An 18,165-nucleotide genomic window follows, 5' to 3' on the forward strand; every position below is an offset into this window, starting at 1 on the left:
GCGGGTAAAGCGCAGCGTCATTCAGGGTGCATTAACGCAGTTTTCCCAAAGGCGTCCCAAATCACTTTGGGAAACACCATCATGCTGCGCACAACAACATTCGCCCTCTCACTTCTTGCCCTACCTAGCCTCCTTCTGCCCAGCCTCGCTGTAGCTCAAGATGCAAACGGTTGGGTCGGCGAAGCGTCCCTCACCGCCAACCGCACCACCGGCAATACGGACACGACCAATGTCGGCGTCGGGCTAAAACTCGATAATATTGGCGAGAGATGGCGTCACAAATTCGCGGCCAGCGCAGATTACGGCACGGTGAATGGCGTCCAAAACCGGGAACGTTTCAATCTGGGCTATCAGCTTGAACGCGACATTAGCGACCGTCTCTTCGGCTTCGGGACAGCCGACTATTACTATGATGATTTCGGCGCGTTCACTGACGGCTATTTCATCGGGGGTGGCCTCGGTTATACGATCTACGAAGGCAAACCCATCGGATGGAGCGTGACGACCGGTGTCGGTTATCGGTCACAAACATCAGCGCTCGACATCACGAATAATGAGTTCGCAGTCAACGCCGAGTCGGATTTCGACTGGCAGATCAATGAGCAGGTCTCAGCCTATAATGATTCCGGCGTCCTTTGGTCGGATTCCGACACCTATCTCTGGAGCGAAGTTGGTCTGACAGCGAACCTGATGGGCAACCTCGCGGCGCGCGCATCATTCCGGATCGATCATCATTCTGATGTGCCATTTGGCACAGAGAAGACAGACACCATTTCGCGCTTCGGGATTGTCTATACGATCGACTAACGTCATGTAGGATCATGCTCACACATCTCCTATTGATGCGTCACGCCAAGTCTAGCTGGGCTAATGCGAATATGACCGACCATGAGCGCCCGCTAAATTCGCGCGGGCGCAAAGCGGCGACTGCTGTTGGCCAAGCCCTGCACGCGCGGGGGTTTGCGCCTCAGACAATCTGGAGCAGCGACTCCAAACGCACGCGCGAAACGTCCATGCGACTGATCCGTGCTATCCCCGGCGCACAACGCGTCGACTATTTCAGCGAATTCTACCACGCCTCACCCTCGGATGTTTTCAGAGTGGCCCGGACCGAAGGCGAACCCGATATCGACCGGCTCATGTGGCTCGGTCACAATCCCGGCTGGGCGGATCTGCATGGTTACTTCACGGGACAGAGCGCCGATTATCCGACGGGCGCCTGCACGGTTCTACAAAGGCATAATGACGGCAATTGGCTGTCACCGGAGAGTTGGACCTTTGTCGATCTGATCCTGCCCAGGGCGCTGGAAGAATGATCGATAAGGCGGTTGCGATTTGGCGGTTCGCTGTCGCGATCCTGCTCTACCCATTAGTTCTCGCGGCGTTAATTTGGATCGGATGGACAAGAAAACCGGTCTGGTGGGCCGTGCTGGCTTTAATCGGCCTGCTATTGATCGACCGGACGTGGCTGTTTCTAGCCAAACGTATGATCTGTTTAGCGACAGGTACAAAAAAGCGCCCGCGGCGGTAGCCGCCGGGGCGCTAAAAGAGATGTCCAGTCACAAGGGGACGATTCTGGACAAGGGTCAGCACCAAGGGACCTGAGATGCTGAACAGACTAGATACGCAGCACCTAAGGGTGCTGGATTGCCTACATCAAAAAAACTTTCGATTATTTCAGCGACAACATCGTGTCCTCGTCGCGTAACACGTAAAGCAAACCCATAGCTGCCGCCGCTGGGATCGCCGCGAGGAAGAGCTGATTAAAGTTCTCCATCCACGGAATGTAGAATGGAAGCGCGACAATAATCGCTCCGGCGTGCAGCAGGAACACTAGACCATAGCTGATCCGCTTCTTGAACCCGACCAAGAAGGCGAGGAGCAGAACCATCCAGAACACGCCAATCGCATAGCCGACACCGGTCGAAAGACCCGGCAAGTGATAATATTTCTTAGCGATGCCGTCGGCGGCTTCAGGCCGCAGAAACCGCATCAACTGCCAAGGCAGTAAAAAGCACACGATGGAGAGCCGCGTCAAAAAGAGCGGCAGGCGAAGTTTAGGCATGGAAGACTCCCAGTTAATTTCGGGGCCTTTAGCAACTCACCTGATGCTGGCTCCACAATTCCTCGTGAAGCCCTGTGAGTTGGGCGTGAGCGATCAGCTCGCCAGCACAGACTTGAAATCATCTGCGACGACGCCCGCCGTGGCCTTGGCCGCGCCCACGACGCCCGGAACCCCGGCGCCAGGGTGTGTGCCCGCCCCCACAATATAGAGATTGCACAACACATCGTCGCGGTTATGCGGCCGGAACCAAGCCGACTGGGTCAGGATGGGTTCGATTGAGAACGCACTCCCATGATGCGTGTTCATCTCGTCGCGAAACCCAAACGGCGTGAGCGTCTTCTGCACCACTAGATCGCGTCGTAAATTCGGGATCGAATGTTCTTCCAGATAATCGAGGATCTTGTCAGCATAGGCCTGACCAAACTCATCCCAATCAATGTCGGCATGACCCAGATGCGGAACCGGCGACAAGACATAGTAGGATGAGCAGCCCTCCGGCGCCATGGACGAGTCCGTCACGCAAGGCGCGTGAAGGTAGAGAGAGAAGTCATCGGGCACTTTCCGACCCTTGCCGAAGATTTCCGCGATAAGCTCACGGTAGCGTTGACCCAGCAATATGATGTGGTGCTTCATATCCGGATGTGTCGTTTTCAGACCGAAATAGAGTACGAAGAGCGACATGGAATGGCTCTTCTTTTTCAACTCTTTCCCGTAACTCTTTCCCCGGTCATGACCGCGCAGCAGTTGCGTATAGGTGTGAACGACATCCGCATTCGATGCGACCAGATCGGCATCCATTGACCAACCATCGGCCGCCTCAACACCTGTGACACGATCACCCTCAGTTCGGATGTCTGTGATCTCAGTGGATAGTTTAACCACTCCCCCTAGGTCATTGAAAAGTCTTATCATCCCATCAACCAAAGCCCCGGTTCCGCCTTTGGCGAACCAGACACCGCCCTTGCGCTCAAGCGCGTGGATCAAGGCGTAGATGGAGCTCGTTTTAAAGGGATTACCTCCCACGAGGAGCGATTGAAAAGAGAGGAGTTGACGAACCCGTTCGTTCTTCACGAACTTACTGACCATGGAATAGACGCTCTTGTCAGCGCGCAAGCGGATCAGTTGCGGTGCTGCCTTAATCATCTGACCGAACTTCAGAAAAGCGGTCGTACCGAGCTTCTCGTAGCCTTCGCGATAAAGGTCTTGGCTGTAAGCCAAGAACTTACGATAGCCTGCTACGTCGGCTTGATTGCGTTTGCCGATTTCGGCTTCCAGCGTCTCCTGACTTTGGGTGTAGTCGAGCACGTCCCCGTCTTCCCACTGGAGCCGGTAAAACGGATCAACCGGAAGCAGGGTGACGTAATCATCCATGTTTCGGCCTGAGATATCCCAGAGCTCGCGCAAGCAATCCGGATCAGTGATGACCGTTGGGCCGCCATCAAACTTAAACCCGTCTTCTTCATAGACATAGGCCCGCCCGCCCGGCTTATCGCGATTGTCGAGAAGCGTCACTGCGAAGCCCATCGTTTGCAGACGGATCGCCAATGCGATGCCGCCAAACCCGGCACCGATAACAATGGCGGTGGGTTTACCGCCTACCTTTGCGGCGGCAATTTCAGCTGGATCAATCACAGCAGTCATGACGATTTTCCTTTGGCACGTTCGCGCCGGATGAAGTCGGATTCAGAAAAATGAGTAAGTGCTTTAGATACGGGTACAGGAGGTTTTCCGATCAAAATTCTAGCTTTATCTCGCCGCGTCAAATCATTGCGATAAAAGCGGCGGATCAGCCCTTCGCCCAGACCGTAGAAGCGCTGCAACACGACATAACGCCGCGATGGATCGGCGGCCCGAAAAAACATGCGGTTAAGTCGTCGCGCATATCCTTCGCGGCGCAAATGGTCGCGTCGAAAGGCGGCAATCGCTTTCGTCGCTACCTTCGGACCACCGTGTGCGATCGTTTGTGCAATTTTGTCCGCGACCTCGACAGCATGTGGCACCGTAAAGCCCGTCGCCGCGACGGCAAAACCGCCGCCTAGCCCGATCTTCGCGCTGTCATCGTCGCGGTCTGTGGCCATCATCATCGGCAAGACGCCCTTTTCCGTCCGAACAGTCTTGTGGGCGCCCCATCCCTTCTGTTGAATATAGTCCTCGATCCGGTGGCCGATTTCATTCTCTGACAAATGCGGAGAGTTAGAAAAATATGTATCTTCAACCAAGATTTCGTGATCCGAAAACGGCAACAAATAGATGAACCGATAGCCGTCAATCTGTTCCACAGTCGCATCCATGATAACTGGGTGCGCAACGCCGTGAGGCTGGTCACACCGAATGACGTGGCCGACAAATTTCTGCCAACCCGGAAACTCGTCGTCCCTCAGACTATAGCCCGTCGCGTCTATCGATGGGGTATGGCTGCCTACAGGTCCGGCCTGACCCAAATGAATCTGCAAACGCCCAGACTGGATCAACGGTTCGACACAGCCTCGTAATGTCTCGGAATTGCCTGATCCATATTCGATCTCCAATGTCCGTTCACGTTGCGGGAACCGCACATCGTATCGTGGCCAGCGATAGGCGATAAACGGATCGAACCAATCCCTAAGATTTGGCGGAATATCTGACAGGTTGAGCGACCAAGTATGGTCTCCGCCAATCCTATCCTTCTGTTCGTAGATCGCAATGGTTAGGCTCGGATTGACGTGCAGACAGCGCCAAGCTGTCAACAGACCGGACAAACCCGCCCCATTGATGATTAAGTCCGGCTCCGGCGGAACCGTTCGGGGCATTTGCGCTTGCGGTGCCATCGCCGCAGCGCTTAGCTGTAATCCTGCCCAACGACTACAGGTGACCTGAATGAAACTCGCTCTTTCGCTGCTGTTAGCTGCATCCTTAACCGCGCCCGCTCTGGCTAATCACCACGGTAATGCTGGCGTCACCGTAATTCACGCGGGCACTATGATCGATACGGAAGCGGGAACCACGCAAACCGACCAATATATTGTCATTGAGAATGGTAAAATACGTGATGTTTTGTCCGAGCGGGCCTATCAACGCCTTGAGCAGCCCAATCACTTTATTGACCTCTCAGACATGACGGTTCTTCCTGGATTGTCAGACAGCCACGCGCATCTGATCGGCAAAGCCGCCAATTATGGTTATAATAGTCTGGCAGAGTCGACGCCACGGGCAGCCATTACTGGCGTCGCCAATGCGAAGGTGACCCTCGAAGCCGGGTTTACGACCATTCGTAATGTTGGCGCGCCCGGCTTTGCTGACATCGATCTCCGCAATGCCATCGACGACGGCGATATTCCCGGCCCTCGTATCATTCCTGCAGGTCGGTCCATTGGCATTACAGGGGGGCATTGCGACAATAATCTTCTACCTTTTGAGTATGAACAAATAGCCGGCGGCGTGGCCGATGGTCCGTGGGCGGTTCGGACCAAAGTCCGTGAGAACAAAAAATATGGCGCGGAAGTCATTAAGTTCTGCGGAACAGGCGGCGTCCTCTCCAAAGGCACCTCAATCGGCGCGCAGCAATTTTCCGCTGAGGAAATGAAAGCCATTGTGGACGAAGCCCACCAACTCGGCATGAAAGTCGCCGTCCATGCCCACGGGTCCAAGGGCATTCAGACCGCCATTGAAGCCGGAGTCGACTCCGTCGAACATGCCTCCATGATCACAGATGAAAGCATCCGTCTGGCGATTCAAAAAGGTACAGCCCTGTCGATGGATGTTTATGTATCCGACTATATTCTGTCAGAGGGTGAAGCCGCCGGAATCCTACCCGAAAGCCTCGAAAAAGAACGTCAGGTCGGAAAAGCACAACGCGAACGCTTCCAAGCCGCCGCAAAGTCAGGCGCGAAGATTGCTTACGGCACAGATGCGGGTGTCTATCCGCATGGGCTCAATGGCCGACAATTCGCTTACATGGTCAAATGGGGCCTAACCCCCATGCAAGCGATCCAGAGCGCGACGATCGTCAACGCGAAACTGTTTGATCGCGAAGGACAAATCGGGGTTATCAAATCGGGCGCCTATGCCGACATTATCGCTGTCGACACTAACCCGTTAGAAAATATCCGTGCGTTGGAAGACGTTGATTTCGTGATGAAAAACGGAACGGTCTATCGGAACGCGACGGATGGCTAATCAGAGGGCTACGGTAGGGGTTTCGAAACCACATTACGACTTAACACAGCATCGTCACAGTAAATCACTGCCCAAACCGGATTGGACCTGCCATATGTGAGTCGTCCACTTCGGTGGATACGGCGAGCGGTAAGGCTGCCCCACATCTGCCGAGCTGCTCGCCACTGCTCCTTCAACTCTCAATATCGTCCTGATACTCGATCTTGGGTTGATAGTTCTCGTCATGTTTGGCGAGGACGTCGTCAGCAAGGAATTCTGTCTCACTCACCATACGGCCAGACACGACTACGCCCTGCCCTTCACGGAAGAGATTGGGCAACTGTCCGCTATGCGTCACGCGAATCGGGCTTGGGGTCGGGCGCTCAAAATCGGCAAGATCAAAAGTTGTCGTGATGCCCTCATGCACGACTGTGCCGTCTACAACGAGCCCGCCGATTCGAAACGTCTCAGATTTTGGCTCGAAATTCTCAGCCAACACATCCGCCGGATTATAGAAGAATTGCGTGTTTTCATTCAACGCGGACAGGATCAGTGCGACGCCGACTATCAAGCTACCCCCAACGAGCGCGATCAGGCCGAGACGTCGATTTCTATGTGGTGGTTTCATACACCCTAGATAGACAGACACACGCTGCGCTTCAACATCGTGACTCTGAGTAAAAGCCACGCCATAGGGCTGCCATGACCCCGCGGTATAATATCCGGCTGAACGTGCAAGACTTGACCCTGTCTCGTGGAGATCAAACTCTGATCTCTGATCTGACACTCGCGCTTGGCCCGGGACAAGCTCTGTGGCTAACGGGGCCCAACGGCATCGGTAAGACCACTCTTTTGCTGGCCTGTGCTGGTCTTTTGACCCCAGATTCGGGCACGGCCCAATGGATCCAGCAAGACAGTGAACTCAGCTCCCGCGAGGCTCTTGCCTATGCAGCCCATCGCGGCCCTGAACGATCGGGTCTGACGCTCGGCGAGGAATTAGCTTTCTGGCAAAGTCTCAACGGTGACAGTTTGTCTCTCGAAGAGAGGCTCACCTCCGTGGGATTAGCGGGCCGTACGAAAACCCCTGTGATTGGCCTCTCCGCCGGACAGCGGCGACGCCTGTCGCTCGCGCGCCTCATGGCGTCAGACCGCGCGGCTTGGTTGATGGATGAGCCATTGGCGGGTTTGGACACGGACGGCCGCGCCTTAGTCACATCGACACTTAGCCGACATCTCACAGACGGCGGGATGGCTTTGATTGCCTCGCACCAACCTGTACCGATTAACGGCGTTGAAGCTTTAAAACTTGTGCTGGAGCCGGGCGCATGATGGGCGCCATTCTAAAAAGAGATCTGCAACTCGCCGCTCGGGGGACCTCCGGCACAGGACTATCTCTGGCCTTTATGGCCCTATTCGTCCTTCTTTGCGGCCTTGCGCTCGGTGGATCTCGTCCTGACCTGGGCCCCGGACTGCTGTGGCTCGCCGCGACCTTATCCGCTTTGCTCGGTCTCGACCGCCTCTATCAGCCTGATCAAGAAACTGGCGCATTGGCCCAGATGCATCTCTCCGGCGCATCCGGCTTGGCGATTGCTACGGCCAAGAGCCTGTCTTTCGCGATCACCGGACTCGCGCCGTTAATCATCGCAACGCCTCTGCTCGCCTTATTGCTCGGCATGGACGGCCCCGCGATCATCGGCACGATCCTATCGCTGATCATCGGCGCACCCGCTATCACCGCTTACGCCTCCGTCACGGCCGCTATCCTCGCAGCACAGCGTGGGTCCGGAGTTCTCGCCGTTATCCTGACAGCTCCGCTGCTGATTCCGGTTCTGATTTTCGGAACAGAAGCCGCCAACACCTTTGCGTCAGAGGGAATAGCGGCTGTGCAATTTCGTATCCTTGCGGGTTTGAGCTTCATCGCTGTCGCGCTAGGAACACCCGCAACCGTGGCGGCATTGGCCGCAAATAGAGGTCCCGCTTAGATGTTTACCCGTTTCGCCAACCCGCAGCGTTTCGTCGGCCTCGCCCGCTGGTTGACGCCGGTTTTCGGTTGGGGTGCCGTCATCGTGCTTACGATTGGTCTGTGGCAAGCGCTGATTGCCTCACCAACCGAGGTCGAACATGGCGACACAGTTCGTATCATGTATGTCCACGTCCCCGCCGCGTGGTGCGCCATGGCAGCCTACAGCTCAATTGCGCTCGCGAGCCTGATCAGCTTCGTCTGGCGTCATCCGATTGCCGACCTTGCCGCCCGGTCTCTAGCGCTCCCAGGCGCCGCTTTCACGGCACTTGCCCTAATCACGGGCAGCTTGTGGGGAAAGCCTGATTGGGGCACGTATTGGCAATGGGACGGGCGCATGACCAGCGTGCTGATCCTGCTGTTTATCTATATCGGCTACATGACCATCTGGCAGGTGATCGAAGACCGGAAACGCGCGTCGCGTCTTGCCGCGATCACGGCCATGATCGGTTGGGTCAATATTCCTATCATCAAATTTTCGGTCGAATGGTGGAACAGTCTGCACCAATCAGCGACAATCAGTCAGCCCGGTGCGCCCGGCCTCGCGCCGGAGCTTCTAACGCCGCTCCTGCTCATGGCGTTCGGCTATACGCTCTTACTTGGATGGCTAACTATGCGTGGAATGTTGTCGGAAATCGCGCAAGCCCGCGCCGCCCGCAAACCAGCGCCGGCCGCGACCGCGCGCGTGGAGGCCCTATGATCGATATGGGACCACATGCCGTTTTCATCTGGGGCAGCTACGGCGCGTCAGCCCTTGTTCTGGGCGCGCTGATCCTGCGTGCCTTGCGTCAACCGAAGCCATGAGCGGCCTACCCGCGGAGCGTTACGCGCGTCTCAAAGCGCTGATGGAGCGATTACGCGCCGACTGTCCTTGGGACCGTGAGCAAACGTTCGAGACAATCGCCCCCTACACGATCGAAGAGGCTTATGAGGTCAAGGACGCGATTGATCGAACGGATCTGCCGGATCTAAAATCCGAACTCGGCGATCTTTTGTTCCAAGTCCTGTTTCACGCCAAAATGGCGGATGAAGTCGACGCATTCGATCTCGACGATGTCGTCGATACATTGGTCGATAAAATGGTGCGGCGTCACCCTCATGTTTTCGAGGGTGCAGAAAGCTCAGATTGGGATGCGATGAAAGCTGCGGAACGTTCCGGACGGACGTTGGACGGCGTCGCCCTCGCTCTACCCGCCTTAATGCGCGCGCAGAAGCTGCAGAAGCGCGCAGCCAAAGTTGGTTTTGACTGGCCCACTACTGACGGTGTGTTCGATAAGATCGTCGAAGAGGCGGGCGAACTCCGTGATGCTGATGACGCTGAGCGTCATGAAGAGGCTGGTGATCTGCTTTTCTCAGTCGTTAATCTCGTGCGCCATTTTGGCATTGATGCAGAGTCAGCCCTGCGCGACGCGAACAGCAAATTCACGCGTCGGTTCGAAGGCGTCGAAGAAAAAGCTGGAGGATCTGTCGAGGGACTATCTCTAAATGCGATGGAAGCACATTGGCAATCCGTCAAAGCCGAGGAACGCTCTTAAGGGCTTAGTTCATCAATTCGGAAAACCGCGCCCTGAATTTCCCGGCATCGCTTTCCGTTAAGCGCACGGTCATCGCTACAGCCCCTGCATCGCCCGGCGCTTCGTTGATGACATGACCATTTTCATGCAGCCACGCGCGCGCGGAAAACACGTCCGGTGTAATCGTGACGTCCAGAATTTCATCACTCCGCGTCAGCGCTTCTTCAACGCCTTCGAGTAAATCACCGATGCCGGCACCCGATAGGCAGGACACCACAAAAGCATCTGTAAGCGAGGCTTCGGTTCGGGCGCGCTCTGCAAGGCTTTCGATATTCTCACGTTCAGATGCAGGCAGTAGGTCCGCCTTGTTCCAGACTTCGATCAACGCTTGCCCATGGTCCGGGCCCGCGCCGATTTGATTGAGAACATCCATCACCTCTTCGCGGCGCCGTGATGTCAGCGGGTCCGAAATATCACGAACATGCAACAGCACATCCGCTTCCAACGTCTCTTCCAAAGTCGCTCTAAACGAGGTGATCAGCTGTGTCGGTAGGTCAGAGATAAAACCCACTGTGTCAGAGATAATCGCGCTTTGACCGCTGGGAAGTGGCAGAATGCGGTGCGTCGTATCCAATGTGGCGAACAACATATCTTGAGCGAAAACGCCGCCCGTCGTTACGCGGTTGAACAGGGTCGATTTCCCGGCATTGGTATAACCAACCAAAGCGACGATGCGTTCATCACTCCGTCTGCGTTTGGCGCGCTGTAGATCACGGGTTCGCCGTACATCGTCGAGCTGCGACTTCAGCTTATCGATTTTATCATTGAGCTGTCGGCGGTCACTTTCAATCTGTGTTTCACCTGGCCCAGACAAGAAGCCGGAACCACCGCGCTGGCGCTCCAAATGCGTCCAGGTCCGTACAAGTCGGGAACGCTCATAGTTCAGACGCGCCAGTTCGACCTGCAAACGCCCTTCTTTAGTGGCCGCGCGCAACCCGAAAATTTCCAAGATCAGACCTGTCCGGTCGATCACTTTGACATTCAGGGCTTTCTCCAGATTACGCTGCTGGATCGGCGTCAGCTCACCATTGACGATAACGACATTGAGCGCCAGCGCCTGGATAGAAGCAGCCATATCTTCAATCTGACCGGAGCCGAAGAAGTTGCTGACTTTCACGTCGCGAATGGGAACAATTCGCGCTTCAACCGGGGCGACCCCGAGCGCTTCCGCCAAGCCAACCGCTTCTTCTAGGTCATAATCGGCATCACCAGACCGTGCATCGGTAAACCGCGGATGCACGACAAGCGCCCGCTCGATCTTGACTTCAAGATCATACATAGGCGGTCTCAAGCATAGAAAATTGCGTCAAAAACAGGGTCTATTCCGCGTCGTCTTCGTCGTCGATCGACGGATCATGCAGAGGCACAGGTCCGGACGGCATAATGGTGCTGATTGCATGTTTATAGACGAGCTGGGATGATCCATCCCGGCGCAGCAGGACGCAAAAACTGTCGAACCACGTCACGACACCCTGCAGCTTTACCCCATTTACGAGAAAAATCGTCAAGGGCATTTTGGATTTACGGACAGCGTTCAGGAACGTGTCTTGGAGATTTTGTTTCCGATCCGACATCGGGGGTCACCTGCTTTTCTTATTGGCCGTAACAACTCTATTGCGGCGCTTCATCAGTTCGCGACGACTCATAGCTTCGCCTTGTCCAAAGGCAAATGATTAAACAGCAAGCTACGGTTGGATGCTGATTTCGCCCATTATTGTCGCCACGTCGATGGAAGAAGCAGCGATAGTGCGACCAAGACCTCCACGCGACCAATCAACATCAGAAGTGCGGCCACTGTCATTTGCAGACCACTAAAGTCCCCATATCGCAGCCCTGACGACGGCAAAGTCATATCGAGCAGAGGCCCCATATTGGCGAGTGACGCCGCAGACGTGGCCATTGAATCCTGAAGATTCAACCCTGACGCAGCCAAGGCGAGTGCGCCGAATGCGAAACACAACGCATATCCGAAAAAATACATCCAAATCGACAAAAACTCATCGTCATCAATAACATTGCCTCGAAACTCAATCGGCTTGACCCGGGATGGGTGCGACAACCGGGCCATGTCCGTGCCCAGATGGCGGAACAGCAAGAGCAGACGGATTACCTTAATCCCGCCCGCTGTTGAGAGCGCCGATCCACCAATGAGCGCCACGCAAATTAGGATTGGTGACGGAACCATGTCCAAGCTAATCACGTCATAGCGAAACCCCGCTGAACTGACGAAAAATATCGAGTCCAGAATCGCCGGCCCAAAGTTCGACAGACCCGCAAAGATAAGCGTGATTAGTGTCAGGCACGCCGCAATGGCAAACAGACCGCGATGTTCAACATGAACGAACAGACGGAGAAATGGACGAAGCCGCCTCAGTCGGAGAAAATCCCAAAGGATTGAAATATTAAACGCCCCGACCAAACAGAGTAGCGCCAGAACAATCGCTGAGACAGGTGACAAAACATTCGCCAACGGCCCGACAAAAGGCTGCAATCCCCCTGTGCTGATCCCCGACAGAGCAAGACAGAGTGCCGTAAATGTATCCGTCCCGCCCATGACCATCAAAACGAAAGCGACTGCCGACAAAAAGAGATAGATGGCCGCAACAAGCTGTCCCACGCCCAAAAACCGCGTGAACAACTCACCCGACCGAAACGTGAAAAGGCCCGATCTGTGAATGCCCGTTCCCGTCAGGTTAAGGGCGGCGAGAACGACGACGGCAAAGACGGCCACGCTGACGCCGCCGAAAAATTGCAGCAAGGACCGGTAGAAAAGTAGAGTTCGAGACTGAACCTCGGCGTCGAGTGTGCTCGCGCCAGTCGTCGTGATCGCCGACACACCCTCAAAAATCGCTGCAATCGGTCCGGATGTCGCGCCAAGTACATAAAATGGCAATGAACAGACGATCGGCACGACTGCCCAATAGAGCACCAGAAATAGGATCGCCTCGCCCGAGCTTTCCTTCGTGCTCGCCTTGAAGCTCGCTGTAATCATCAGGCCGCCGACGAGCGCCGACAGGACCGCCAATATTGCCATCAATCCGGCGTTTCGAACCTCAAAAACAAGTAGCGCGACCAAAGCCGTTATCAGCATTAGGGCTGCGCTCGTGAACAGCGAGTAACCCAGCCAAAGAAGAATTTTGACGAGCCGCAACCTCAGGCCCCCGCTATCCAGCCGGACAGCATCCGATCAGTAGAGCTCAACGCCGACACGGAACAGCGCTTCAATTTCGCGAAGGGCGCTCCGTTCGGCCAACAAGATCACGCGGTCGCCCTCCTTCAACTGTAAAGTCGGCTCAGGCATCATGACCCGACCGTCGCGAACGATGGCCCCAATAGCAACCCCGTCACCGACAGCCGCTTCGGCCAAGGTCTTACCGGCAAAGACTGACGTTTCTAAGACTTCGCCTTCCAGCACTTCCGCACCCCCTTGGTCGATCGCATAAACGTCGAGGATCCGGCCACGGCGGACATGACGGAGGATCGACGACACGGTGGACGCCCGCGGGTCGATAACCATGTCGATGCCTAAATCCTTCTGCAACTCCTGCATCGGACGTTCATTCAGCAGCACAATCGTATGCCGCGCACCCAATTTCTTGCCGAGGATGGAGGAGAGGATATTGGTCTTATCATCGTCTGTGAGGGCGATCAGAACGTCTGCATTTCCGCCCCCAGCCTCTTCCTGCACAGCTGAGTCCATCGCATCGCCATGCAGAATGACTGTTTTAGGGAGCTCTGCTGCCGCAATCTCAGCCCGCTCTTTATTGGCCTCGATAACGCGCACACGCACACCAGGCTGATCTTCTAGAGCCTTGGCGACATAGGTGCCGATACTGCCCGCCCCAATGATGACAACGTGCCGCGCCCGCGACTCACGCGTACCAACAACTTCCAGCAAACGCTGTGAGTGTTCGGCTCGTGTGACGAAATAAGCGTCATCACCGATCTCCAATGGATCGTCGGGATTGGGCGCAAAGAGTTGCCCGTCTCGCCTAATACCCACGATTGCCGCGTGAAGCCCTGTGAACAGGTCTGGGATCTGACGGATCGGCGTATCAATGATCGGGCAATCTTCTCCAATCCGCACGCCGAGGAACTGAACCAACCCATCGGCAAAGGGAACGACATTGAAAGCGCCGGGCGTCGACAGACGCCGCAAGATCGCTTTCCCAATCTCGATCTCGGGCGAGATGATAATATCGATCGGCATATTCTCGCGCGAATAGAGATCATTATATTGCGCTTGAAGATAGGATTGCGCGCGAACACGGGCGACTTTGGTGGGCACGTCAAAAAGGGAATGCGCGATCTGACAGGCCACCATATTGACTTCGTCAAATTGTGTGACCGCGATGATCATGTCGGCGTTCTCAACGCCCGCACGAACCAGAACATCGGGATGCGACCCATGTCCGACAACACCGCGCACATCCAAGTCAGTCGTGATCTGACGGATTAGATCAGACGACGTATCGACAACGGTGACCGTGTTGTTTTCGACAGCTAGACGCGTGGCAAGACCACAGCCAACACGCCCGGCGCCACAAATAATCACTCGCATGGACCGGCCTCGCTTGTCCGGCGGCGATAAGCCGCAAAGACGAACATCCTTAGTCGGCGTTCGCTTGGGCGGCGGACGTGCCGCTGCTCGTGTTCAAGCCTAGCGACTTGAGTTTGCGATGCAAGGCGGAACGCTCCATCCCCACAAAGCTTGCTGTGCGTGAAATATTACCGCCAAACCTGTCGATCTGGGCTTGCAAATATTGGCGTTCGAAATGTTCGCGCGCGTCGCGAAGTGTCAACGCGATCATGCGTTCATTCTCGCCAGGCCCTTCCCCGCCGCGCACGACAGAAACTTCTGGCGGCAGTGTCGAGAGTGTAATCGGCTGTGTCGGATCACCCGTGGCTAGGATCAGCAACCGTTCAACATTATTGCGCAATTGACGCACATTTCCGGGCCAATCATGGGCTTGCAGCGCCGCCATCGCATCCGCGCCAATCTCGCGTTTTGGCAAGCCCGTGGATGACGATAACTGTTCGATGAAAAAGGCAACCAGAGCCGGAATGTCATCTCGTCGGTCCGACAGCGGCGGCGCTTCCAATGGCATCACATTAAGACGGTGATAGAGATCTTCGCGAAATAAACCCAGTTGCACCTGTTCTGCCAAATCGCGCGAACTGGACGTAATCACGCGAACATCGACTTGGACATCGTCGCGCCCACCAAGGCGCTGGAATCTCTGCTCGACCAGAAGGCGCAGCAGTTTGCCTTGTGTCTCGAGCGGCATATCCGCCACTTCATCAATATAAAGCGTGCCGTTATGTGCCCTCTCAAGAAGTCCCGACTTCTCGACGCCATCAGGCCCCTCTATGCCGAAGAGTTCCTCCTCGACCCGTTCCGGCACCATAGACGCCGCATTAACGGCACGAAATGCCCCTCCTGATCGATTGCTCTGACGGTGGATCATGCGGGAAATCAACTCTTTGCCCGTTCCCGACGCACCCGAGATTAGAACCCGTGAATTGGTCGAGGCGATCCGCATAATTTTCTGGCGAAGTTGCGCAATCTGCGGGCTGTCCCCGATCAGCATGTTATCGGATGGCGCCTTGTCTTTCAGTTCTCGATTTTCCTCTCGCAACTGTGCCGCTTCCAACGCGCGGGTGGCGGTTACGATCAATTTGTCAGAGTTGAACGGCTTTACGATATAGTCATAGGCCCCTTTTCGGATCGCAGAGACGGCTGTTTCGACGGTCCCGTGGCCGCTGATAATAATCACGGGTAAGTCCGGCGCATTTTGCTTGAGAACATCCAGTAATTCGATCCCGTCCATCGAGCTCCCTTTGAGCCACACGTCCAGAATAACTAGATTAGGCTCGCGCGCCCGAACAGCATTCAACGCCTCTTCAGACGTACTCGCCTCACGCGTTTCGTGCCCCTCATCCTGTAAGATACCGGCGATCAACGACCGGATATCCGCCTCATCTTCAACGATTAGTATATCTTGCGCGCAGAGAGTTCGATCAGTCATCGTCATTCGGCAGCATCCTCGTTGATTGTCTGTGAAATGTCGCGTTCAAGAGAAATCACGACTTGCGCACCCGGTTGGCCGTCTTCACGCGGACTGAGATCAATCGTGCCCGCATGGTCTTCAACAATACGTTTAACGATGGGCAGGCCGAGACCTGTCCCCCCTTCGCGTGTGGTCACATAAGGTTCCAGTAACCGGTCAATATCGTTCATCGGCCAGCCTGGGCCATTATCTCGAACGATAATTTCGACCCGCTCGGCTGTTTGACGAATAGAGGTTTCAATCTGCCCCGACCAGCTATCCTCGCGATGATCCGCCTCACGCAGCACAGCCTCAGCCGCGTTTTTGTAGATATTGGTGAGGGCCTGGGTGAGCAGACGTTCATCACCTCGAACCGGCTGTTGCAAAGCCCAAGACCCCGTTCGGGTGAACTGAATACCTGGGAACGCCACGCCCTGCTCAAACAAGACGTCCGAGAGAATGTCCGTCAGGTCCACGGCCTCAAATTCTGGTTGCGGCATTTGCGCAAAGGCAGAAAACGCGTCCACCATGCGCTCCAATGATCCAACTTGCCGAATGATCGTCTGAGTACAGTTATCAAAAACGTCTCGGTCCTCAGTCAGCACCGGGCCATATTTGCGCGATAGACGTTCCGCAGACAGTTGGATTGGAGTCAGTGGGTTTTTAATTTCGTGAGCAATCCGGCGCGCCACTTCTCGCCACGCCGATTGGCGCTGCGCTGCGACCAAACGCGTCATATCATCAAACGTCACCACCCAGCCTGTATCGCGACGGGCACCCTGATAGCTGGCAACCCGAACGTCGAGATTGATCGAACCGACATCTGTTTCATAGGCAATCTGATCTTCGGCCGAATTCGTCACGCTTTCCCGAGCCCGCGCAAAGGCCGGTCCAAATTCGGGCAAAAGGTCAGCAATCGGTCGATCCAGTGCCGCTTCGGCTGGCAATCCTAATAATCGTTCAGCGGACGCGTTGATCAGCGTAATGCGTCCGCTTTCCGTGAGACCGAGAACGCCCGCGCGAACACCGGACAAAACCGCTTCAGAAAACTGGCGTCGCTGCTCAGAGACGTCATGTTCACGCACCAGCTCATCGCGCTGGCTATTAAGCTGTTGCGTCATTCGGTTGAAGGCACTGCCAAGATCGGAGATTTCGCCCCACTCTTCGGACACGGTCACCCGCGCGCTCATATCGCCGCCTCGGATCCGTTCCGCAGCAGTCACAAGCGATGAGATTGGGTGGATGATACGGTTGGCTAAGACAAGGCCGAGCCAGATCGCCGCCATCAATAGCAACAGAGCTGTTTCGATAAAGGTCAACGCGAATATGCGGTTCATTCGGGACTGATTGGCCGTGAACGTGTCAATTTTAAGCGAAGCATCCTCAATCCCGCGAATGTTCGACAGAACCTCGGAAGAGGATCGCAACCGTCGTCCTGTGTAGAGGAGCATATCGCTATCCGCCTGAAGCCGGATCAGGGCGATTAGATAGTTTTTTTCATCATTGCTGAGAAACTCTGCATTGGAAGCCGAAACATCGTGCAGTAAATCAGGCCGCGGAACTTCGAACGCAGGTGCACGGGGGCCTAAGGCTTGCGCTAGAACCTGTCCGTCATCCATCAGCAAAACAACGGCATCCAGGTCCCGAACCCGCGCAATAATCTGCAATTCCGCGCTCAGCGATATACGGTCGCTGACACCAAACTTTCGGTCGTCCAAAGTTTGACGCACAAGCGCGAGGTCACTCGCCAATTCAGATAGTTCCTGATCAACATAGTCAGACAGAATGCCGCGCGCGCTTTCCATGTTTTCTTGCACATCGGAGCCAAACAGCCCGGTAATATTCTGACTGATCAAAGACGCAGAGAACGCCCCGATAATGATGGCAGGAAATAAGGCCGCGAGGCTGAAGATCAGGACAAATCGTCGGTGTAGTAAAGGCGCAGAGTCGCGTCGGGTTGGACCGAAAAGTGTCTTTCGAACACGATAACCAAGAAAGAACGCAATGGCTAAAATCAGCGCCATATTGGCTTTGAGAATGGTGAAAGCCGTTCTGAGTTGAGCCTCATCTGAGCTAAAGCTCAGCAGAGCCCCGAGAACCGTCAGCACAATCGCCGAGACAAAGAAGGCACCAAAAGCCGCAGAGCGGGCAATACGGGGCAAACGCCCCGGCTCAGCCGTCGCCAATGAGCGACTGAAAACTGGCGTACGAACAGAGGTTCGCGCCGGTTCAACTATGGCCAGCGCATCCGCCATCCGGCTCCAAAATTCAGCGCCCGACGGTGTTCGCCAGAGCAGACTGTTGCAAGTTTACAGCAGTGTG

At 55.4% G+C, this 18,165-nt stretch carries 19 protein-coding genes; 9 read left to right on the forward strand and 10 right to left on the reverse strand.

Features of this window, described 5'->3' with window-relative positions; genetic code table 11:
* The first annotated feature begins 81 nt into the window (after positions 1-81).
* The 3 genes from QQL54_RS07480 to QQL54_RS07490 are packed head-to-tail and all read left to right on the forward strand — an operon-like array spanning position 82 to position 1,531.
* Positions 82-807, forward strand: coding sequence for a DUF481 domain-containing protein (locus QQL54_RS07480; protein WP_284389207.1), 726 nt, complete (start codon positions 82-84; stop codon positions 805-807).
* 14 nt (positions 808-821) lie between these two features.
* Entirely contained in the window at positions 822-1,316 is a 495-nt protein-coding gene (locus tag QQL54_RS07485) for a SixA phosphatase family protein (RefSeq protein WP_284389208.1), read from the forward strand.
* Positions 1,313-1,531 (forward strand): hypothetical protein, encoded by a 219-nt coding sequence (locus QQL54_RS07490; RefSeq protein ID WP_284389209.1) that lies wholly within the window; start codon positions 1,313-1,315, stop codon positions 1,529-1,531. The genes QQL54_RS07485 and QQL54_RS07490 overlap by 4 nt, the downstream gene beginning before the upstream one ends.
* 141 nt (positions 1,532-1,672) lie before the next feature.
* Here the strand turns inward: QQL54_RS07490 and QQL54_RS07495 are convergent, their stop codons facing one another.
* From QQL54_RS07495 to crtY, 3 genes are all read right to left on the reverse strand, one after another.
* Entirely contained in the window at positions 1,673-2,065 is a 393-nt protein-coding gene (locus QQL54_RS07495) for a hypothetical protein (RefSeq protein WP_284389211.1), read from the reverse strand.
* Positions 2,066-2,158: 93 nt separating this feature from the next.
* The gene (locus QQL54_RS07500) at positions 2,159-3,706 is read right to left on the reverse strand and encodes a phytoene desaturase (protein ID WP_284389215.1); all 1,548 of its coding nucleotides are present in this window, start codon (positions 3,704-3,706) and stop codon (positions 2,159-2,161) included.
* Complete coding sequence (gene crtY / locus QQL54_RS07505) at positions 3,703-4,854, reverse strand: lycopene beta-cyclase CrtY (protein WP_284389216.1); 1,152 nt, start codon at positions 4,852-4,854, stop codon at positions 3,703-3,705. Before crtY ends, QQL54_RS07500 begins: the two co-directional genes overlap by 4 nt.
* Before the next feature lie 67 nt (positions 4,855-4,921).
* Between crtY and QQL54_RS07510 the strand changes: the two genes are divergently transcribed.
* Complete coding sequence (locus tag QQL54_RS07510) at positions 4,922-6,220, forward strand: Xaa-Pro dipeptidase (RefSeq protein ID WP_284389217.1); 1,299 nt, start codon at positions 4,922-4,924, stop codon at positions 6,218-6,220.
* Between the two features lie 172 nt (positions 6,221-6,392).
* Here the strand turns inward: QQL54_RS07510 and QQL54_RS07515 are convergent, their stop codons facing one another.
* Entirely contained in the window at positions 6,393-6,827 is a 435-nt protein-coding gene (locus QQL54_RS07515) for a cytochrome c maturation protein CcmE (protein ID WP_284389218.1), read from the reverse strand.
* Between the two features lie 74 nt (positions 6,828-6,901).
* Between QQL54_RS07515 and ccmA the strand changes: the two genes are divergently transcribed.
* Genes ccmA through mazG form a run of 5 tightly spaced genes read left to right on the forward strand, consistent with a single transcriptional unit; the run spans position 6,902 to position 9,754 of the window.
* Entirely contained in the window at positions 6,902-7,528 is a 627-nt protein-coding gene (ccmA, locus tag QQL54_RS07520; RefSeq protein WP_284389220.1) for a heme ABC exporter ATP-binding protein CcmA, read from the forward strand.
* Positions 7,525-8,181: a heme exporter protein CcmB gene (locus QQL54_RS07525; RefSeq protein ID WP_284389221.1), complete on the forward strand. Its 657-nt coding sequence runs from the start codon at positions 7,525-7,527 to the stop codon at positions 8,179-8,181. Before ccmA ends, QQL54_RS07525 begins: the two co-directional genes overlap by 4 nt.
* On the forward strand, positions 8,182-8,919 hold the full coding sequence (gene ccmC, locus QQL54_RS07530) for a heme ABC transporter permease CcmC (protein ID WP_284389224.1): 738 nt from the start codon (positions 8,182-8,184) through the stop codon (positions 8,917-8,919).
* Positions 8,916-9,023 carry a heme exporter protein CcmD gene (gene ccmD, locus QQL54_RS07535; protein ID WP_284389226.1) on the forward strand — a complete coding sequence of 36 codons (108 nt, stop codon included), beginning with the start codon at positions 8,916-8,918 and terminating at the stop codon, positions 9,021-9,023. The genes ccmC and ccmD overlap by 4 nt, the downstream gene beginning before the upstream one ends.
* Complete coding sequence (gene mazG / locus QQL54_RS07540) at positions 9,020-9,754, forward strand: nucleoside triphosphate pyrophosphohydrolase (protein ID WP_284389228.1); 735 nt, start codon at positions 9,020-9,022, stop codon at positions 9,752-9,754. Before ccmD ends, mazG begins: the two co-directional genes overlap by 4 nt.
* 4 nt (positions 9,755-9,758) lie before the next feature.
* On the opposite strand, the gene hflX is transcribed toward mazG, so the two are convergent.
* From hflX to QQL54_RS07570, 6 genes are all read right to left on the reverse strand, one after another.
* Entirely contained in the window at positions 9,759-11,072 is a 1,314-nt protein-coding gene (gene hflX / locus QQL54_RS07545) for a GTPase HflX (RefSeq protein ID WP_284389230.1), read from the reverse strand.
* 40 nt (positions 11,073-11,112) lie between these two features.
* Positions 11,113-11,367 carry an RNA chaperone Hfq gene (hfq, locus tag QQL54_RS07550; protein WP_284389232.1) on the reverse strand — a complete coding sequence of 85 codons (255 nt, stop codon included), beginning with the start codon at positions 11,365-11,367 and terminating at the stop codon, positions 11,113-11,115.
* A gap of 137 nt (positions 11,368-11,504) precedes the next feature.
* Positions 11,505-12,944 (reverse strand): potassium transporter TrkG, encoded by a 1,440-nt coding sequence (locus tag QQL54_RS07555; protein ID WP_284389234.1) that lies wholly within the window; start codon positions 12,942-12,944, stop codon positions 11,505-11,507.
* Positions 12,945-12,980: 36 nt separating this feature from the next.
* The gene (trkA, locus tag QQL54_RS07560) at positions 12,981-14,354 is read right to left on the reverse strand and encodes a Trk system potassium transporter TrkA (protein ID WP_284389237.1); all 1,374 of its coding nucleotides are present in this window, start codon (positions 14,352-14,354) and stop codon (positions 12,981-12,983) included.
* Between the two features lie 49 nt (positions 14,355-14,403).
* On the reverse strand, positions 14,404-15,828 hold the full coding sequence (gene ntrX, locus QQL54_RS07565) for a nitrogen assimilation response regulator NtrX (protein WP_284389239.1): 1,425 nt from the start codon (positions 15,826-15,828) through the stop codon (positions 14,404-14,406).
* Positions 15,825-18,098, reverse strand: coding sequence for an ATP-binding protein (locus tag QQL54_RS07570; RefSeq protein WP_284389241.1), 2,274 nt, complete (start codon positions 18,096-18,098; stop codon positions 15,825-15,827). The genes ntrX and QQL54_RS07570 overlap by 4 nt, the downstream gene beginning before the upstream one ends.
* Positions 18,099-18,165 lie beyond the last annotated feature (67 nt).

Origin of the sequence: Algimonas ampicilliniresistens, from assembly GCF_030159955.1 — a bacterium.
GTDB lineage: Bacteria > Pseudomonadota > Alphaproteobacteria > Caulobacterales > Maricaulaceae > Litorimonas > Litorimonas ampicilliniresistens.

Coding starts and splice junctions, on each gene's coding strand:
- QQL54_RS07480 (WP_284389207.1), top strand. CDS start 82: ATGCTGCGCACAACAACATTCGCCCTCTCACTTCTTGCCCTACCTAGC.
- QQL54_RS07485 (WP_284389208.1), top strand. CDS start 822: ATGCTCACACATCTCCTATTGATGCGTCACGCCAAGTCTAGCTGGGCT.
- QQL54_RS07490 (WP_284389209.1), top strand. CDS start 1,313: ATGATCGATAAGGCGGTTGCGATTTGGCGGTTCGCTGTCGCGATCCTG.
- QQL54_RS07495 (WP_284389211.1), bottom strand. CDS start 2,065: ATGCCTAAACTTCGCCTGCCGCTCTTTTTGACGCGGCTCTCCATCGTG.
- QQL54_RS07500 (WP_284389215.1), bottom strand. CDS start 3,706: ATGACTGCTGTGATTGATCCAGCTGAAATTGCCGCCGCAAAGGTAGGC.
- crtY (WP_284389216.1), bottom strand. CDS start 4,854: ATGCCCCGAACGGTTCCGCCGGAGCCGGACTTAATCATCAATGGGGCG.
- QQL54_RS07510 (WP_284389217.1), top strand. CDS start 4,922: ATGAAACTCGCTCTTTCGCTGCTGTTAGCTGCATCCTTAACCGCGCCC.
- QQL54_RS07515 (WP_284389218.1), bottom strand. CDS start 6,827: ATGAAACCACCACATAGAAATCGACGTCTCGGCCTGATCGCGCTCGTT.
- ccmA (WP_284389220.1), top strand. CDS start 6,902: ATGACCCCGCGGTATAATATCCGGCTGAACGTGCAAGACTTGACCCTG.
- QQL54_RS07525 (WP_284389221.1), top strand. CDS start 7,525: ATGATGGGCGCCATTCTAAAAAGAGATCTGCAACTCGCCGCTCGGGGG.
- ccmC (WP_284389224.1), top strand. CDS start 8,182: ATGTTTACCCGTTTCGCCAACCCGCAGCGTTTCGTCGGCCTCGCCCGC.
- ccmD (WP_284389226.1), top strand. CDS start 8,916: ATGATCGATATGGGACCACATGCCGTTTTCATCTGGGGCAGCTACGGC.
- mazG (WP_284389228.1), top strand. CDS start 9,020: ATGAGCGGCCTACCCGCGGAGCGTTACGCGCGTCTCAAAGCGCTGATG.
- hflX (WP_284389230.1), bottom strand. CDS start 11,072: ATGTATGATCTTGAAGTCAAGATCGAGCGGGCGCTTGTCGTGCATCCG.
- hfq (WP_284389232.1), bottom strand. CDS start 11,367: ATGTCGGATCGGAAACAAAATCTCCAAGACACGTTCCTGAACGCTGTC.
- trkA (WP_284389237.1), bottom strand. CDS start 14,354: ATGCGAGTGATTATTTGTGGCGCCGGGCGTGTTGGCTGTGGTCTTGCC.
- ntrX (WP_284389239.1), bottom strand. CDS start 15,828: ATGACGATGACTGATCGAACTCTCTGCGCGCAAGATATACTAATCGTT.
- QQL54_RS07570 (WP_284389241.1), bottom strand. CDS start 18,098: ATGGCGGATGCGCTGGCCATAGTTGAACCGGCGCGAACCTCTGTTCGT.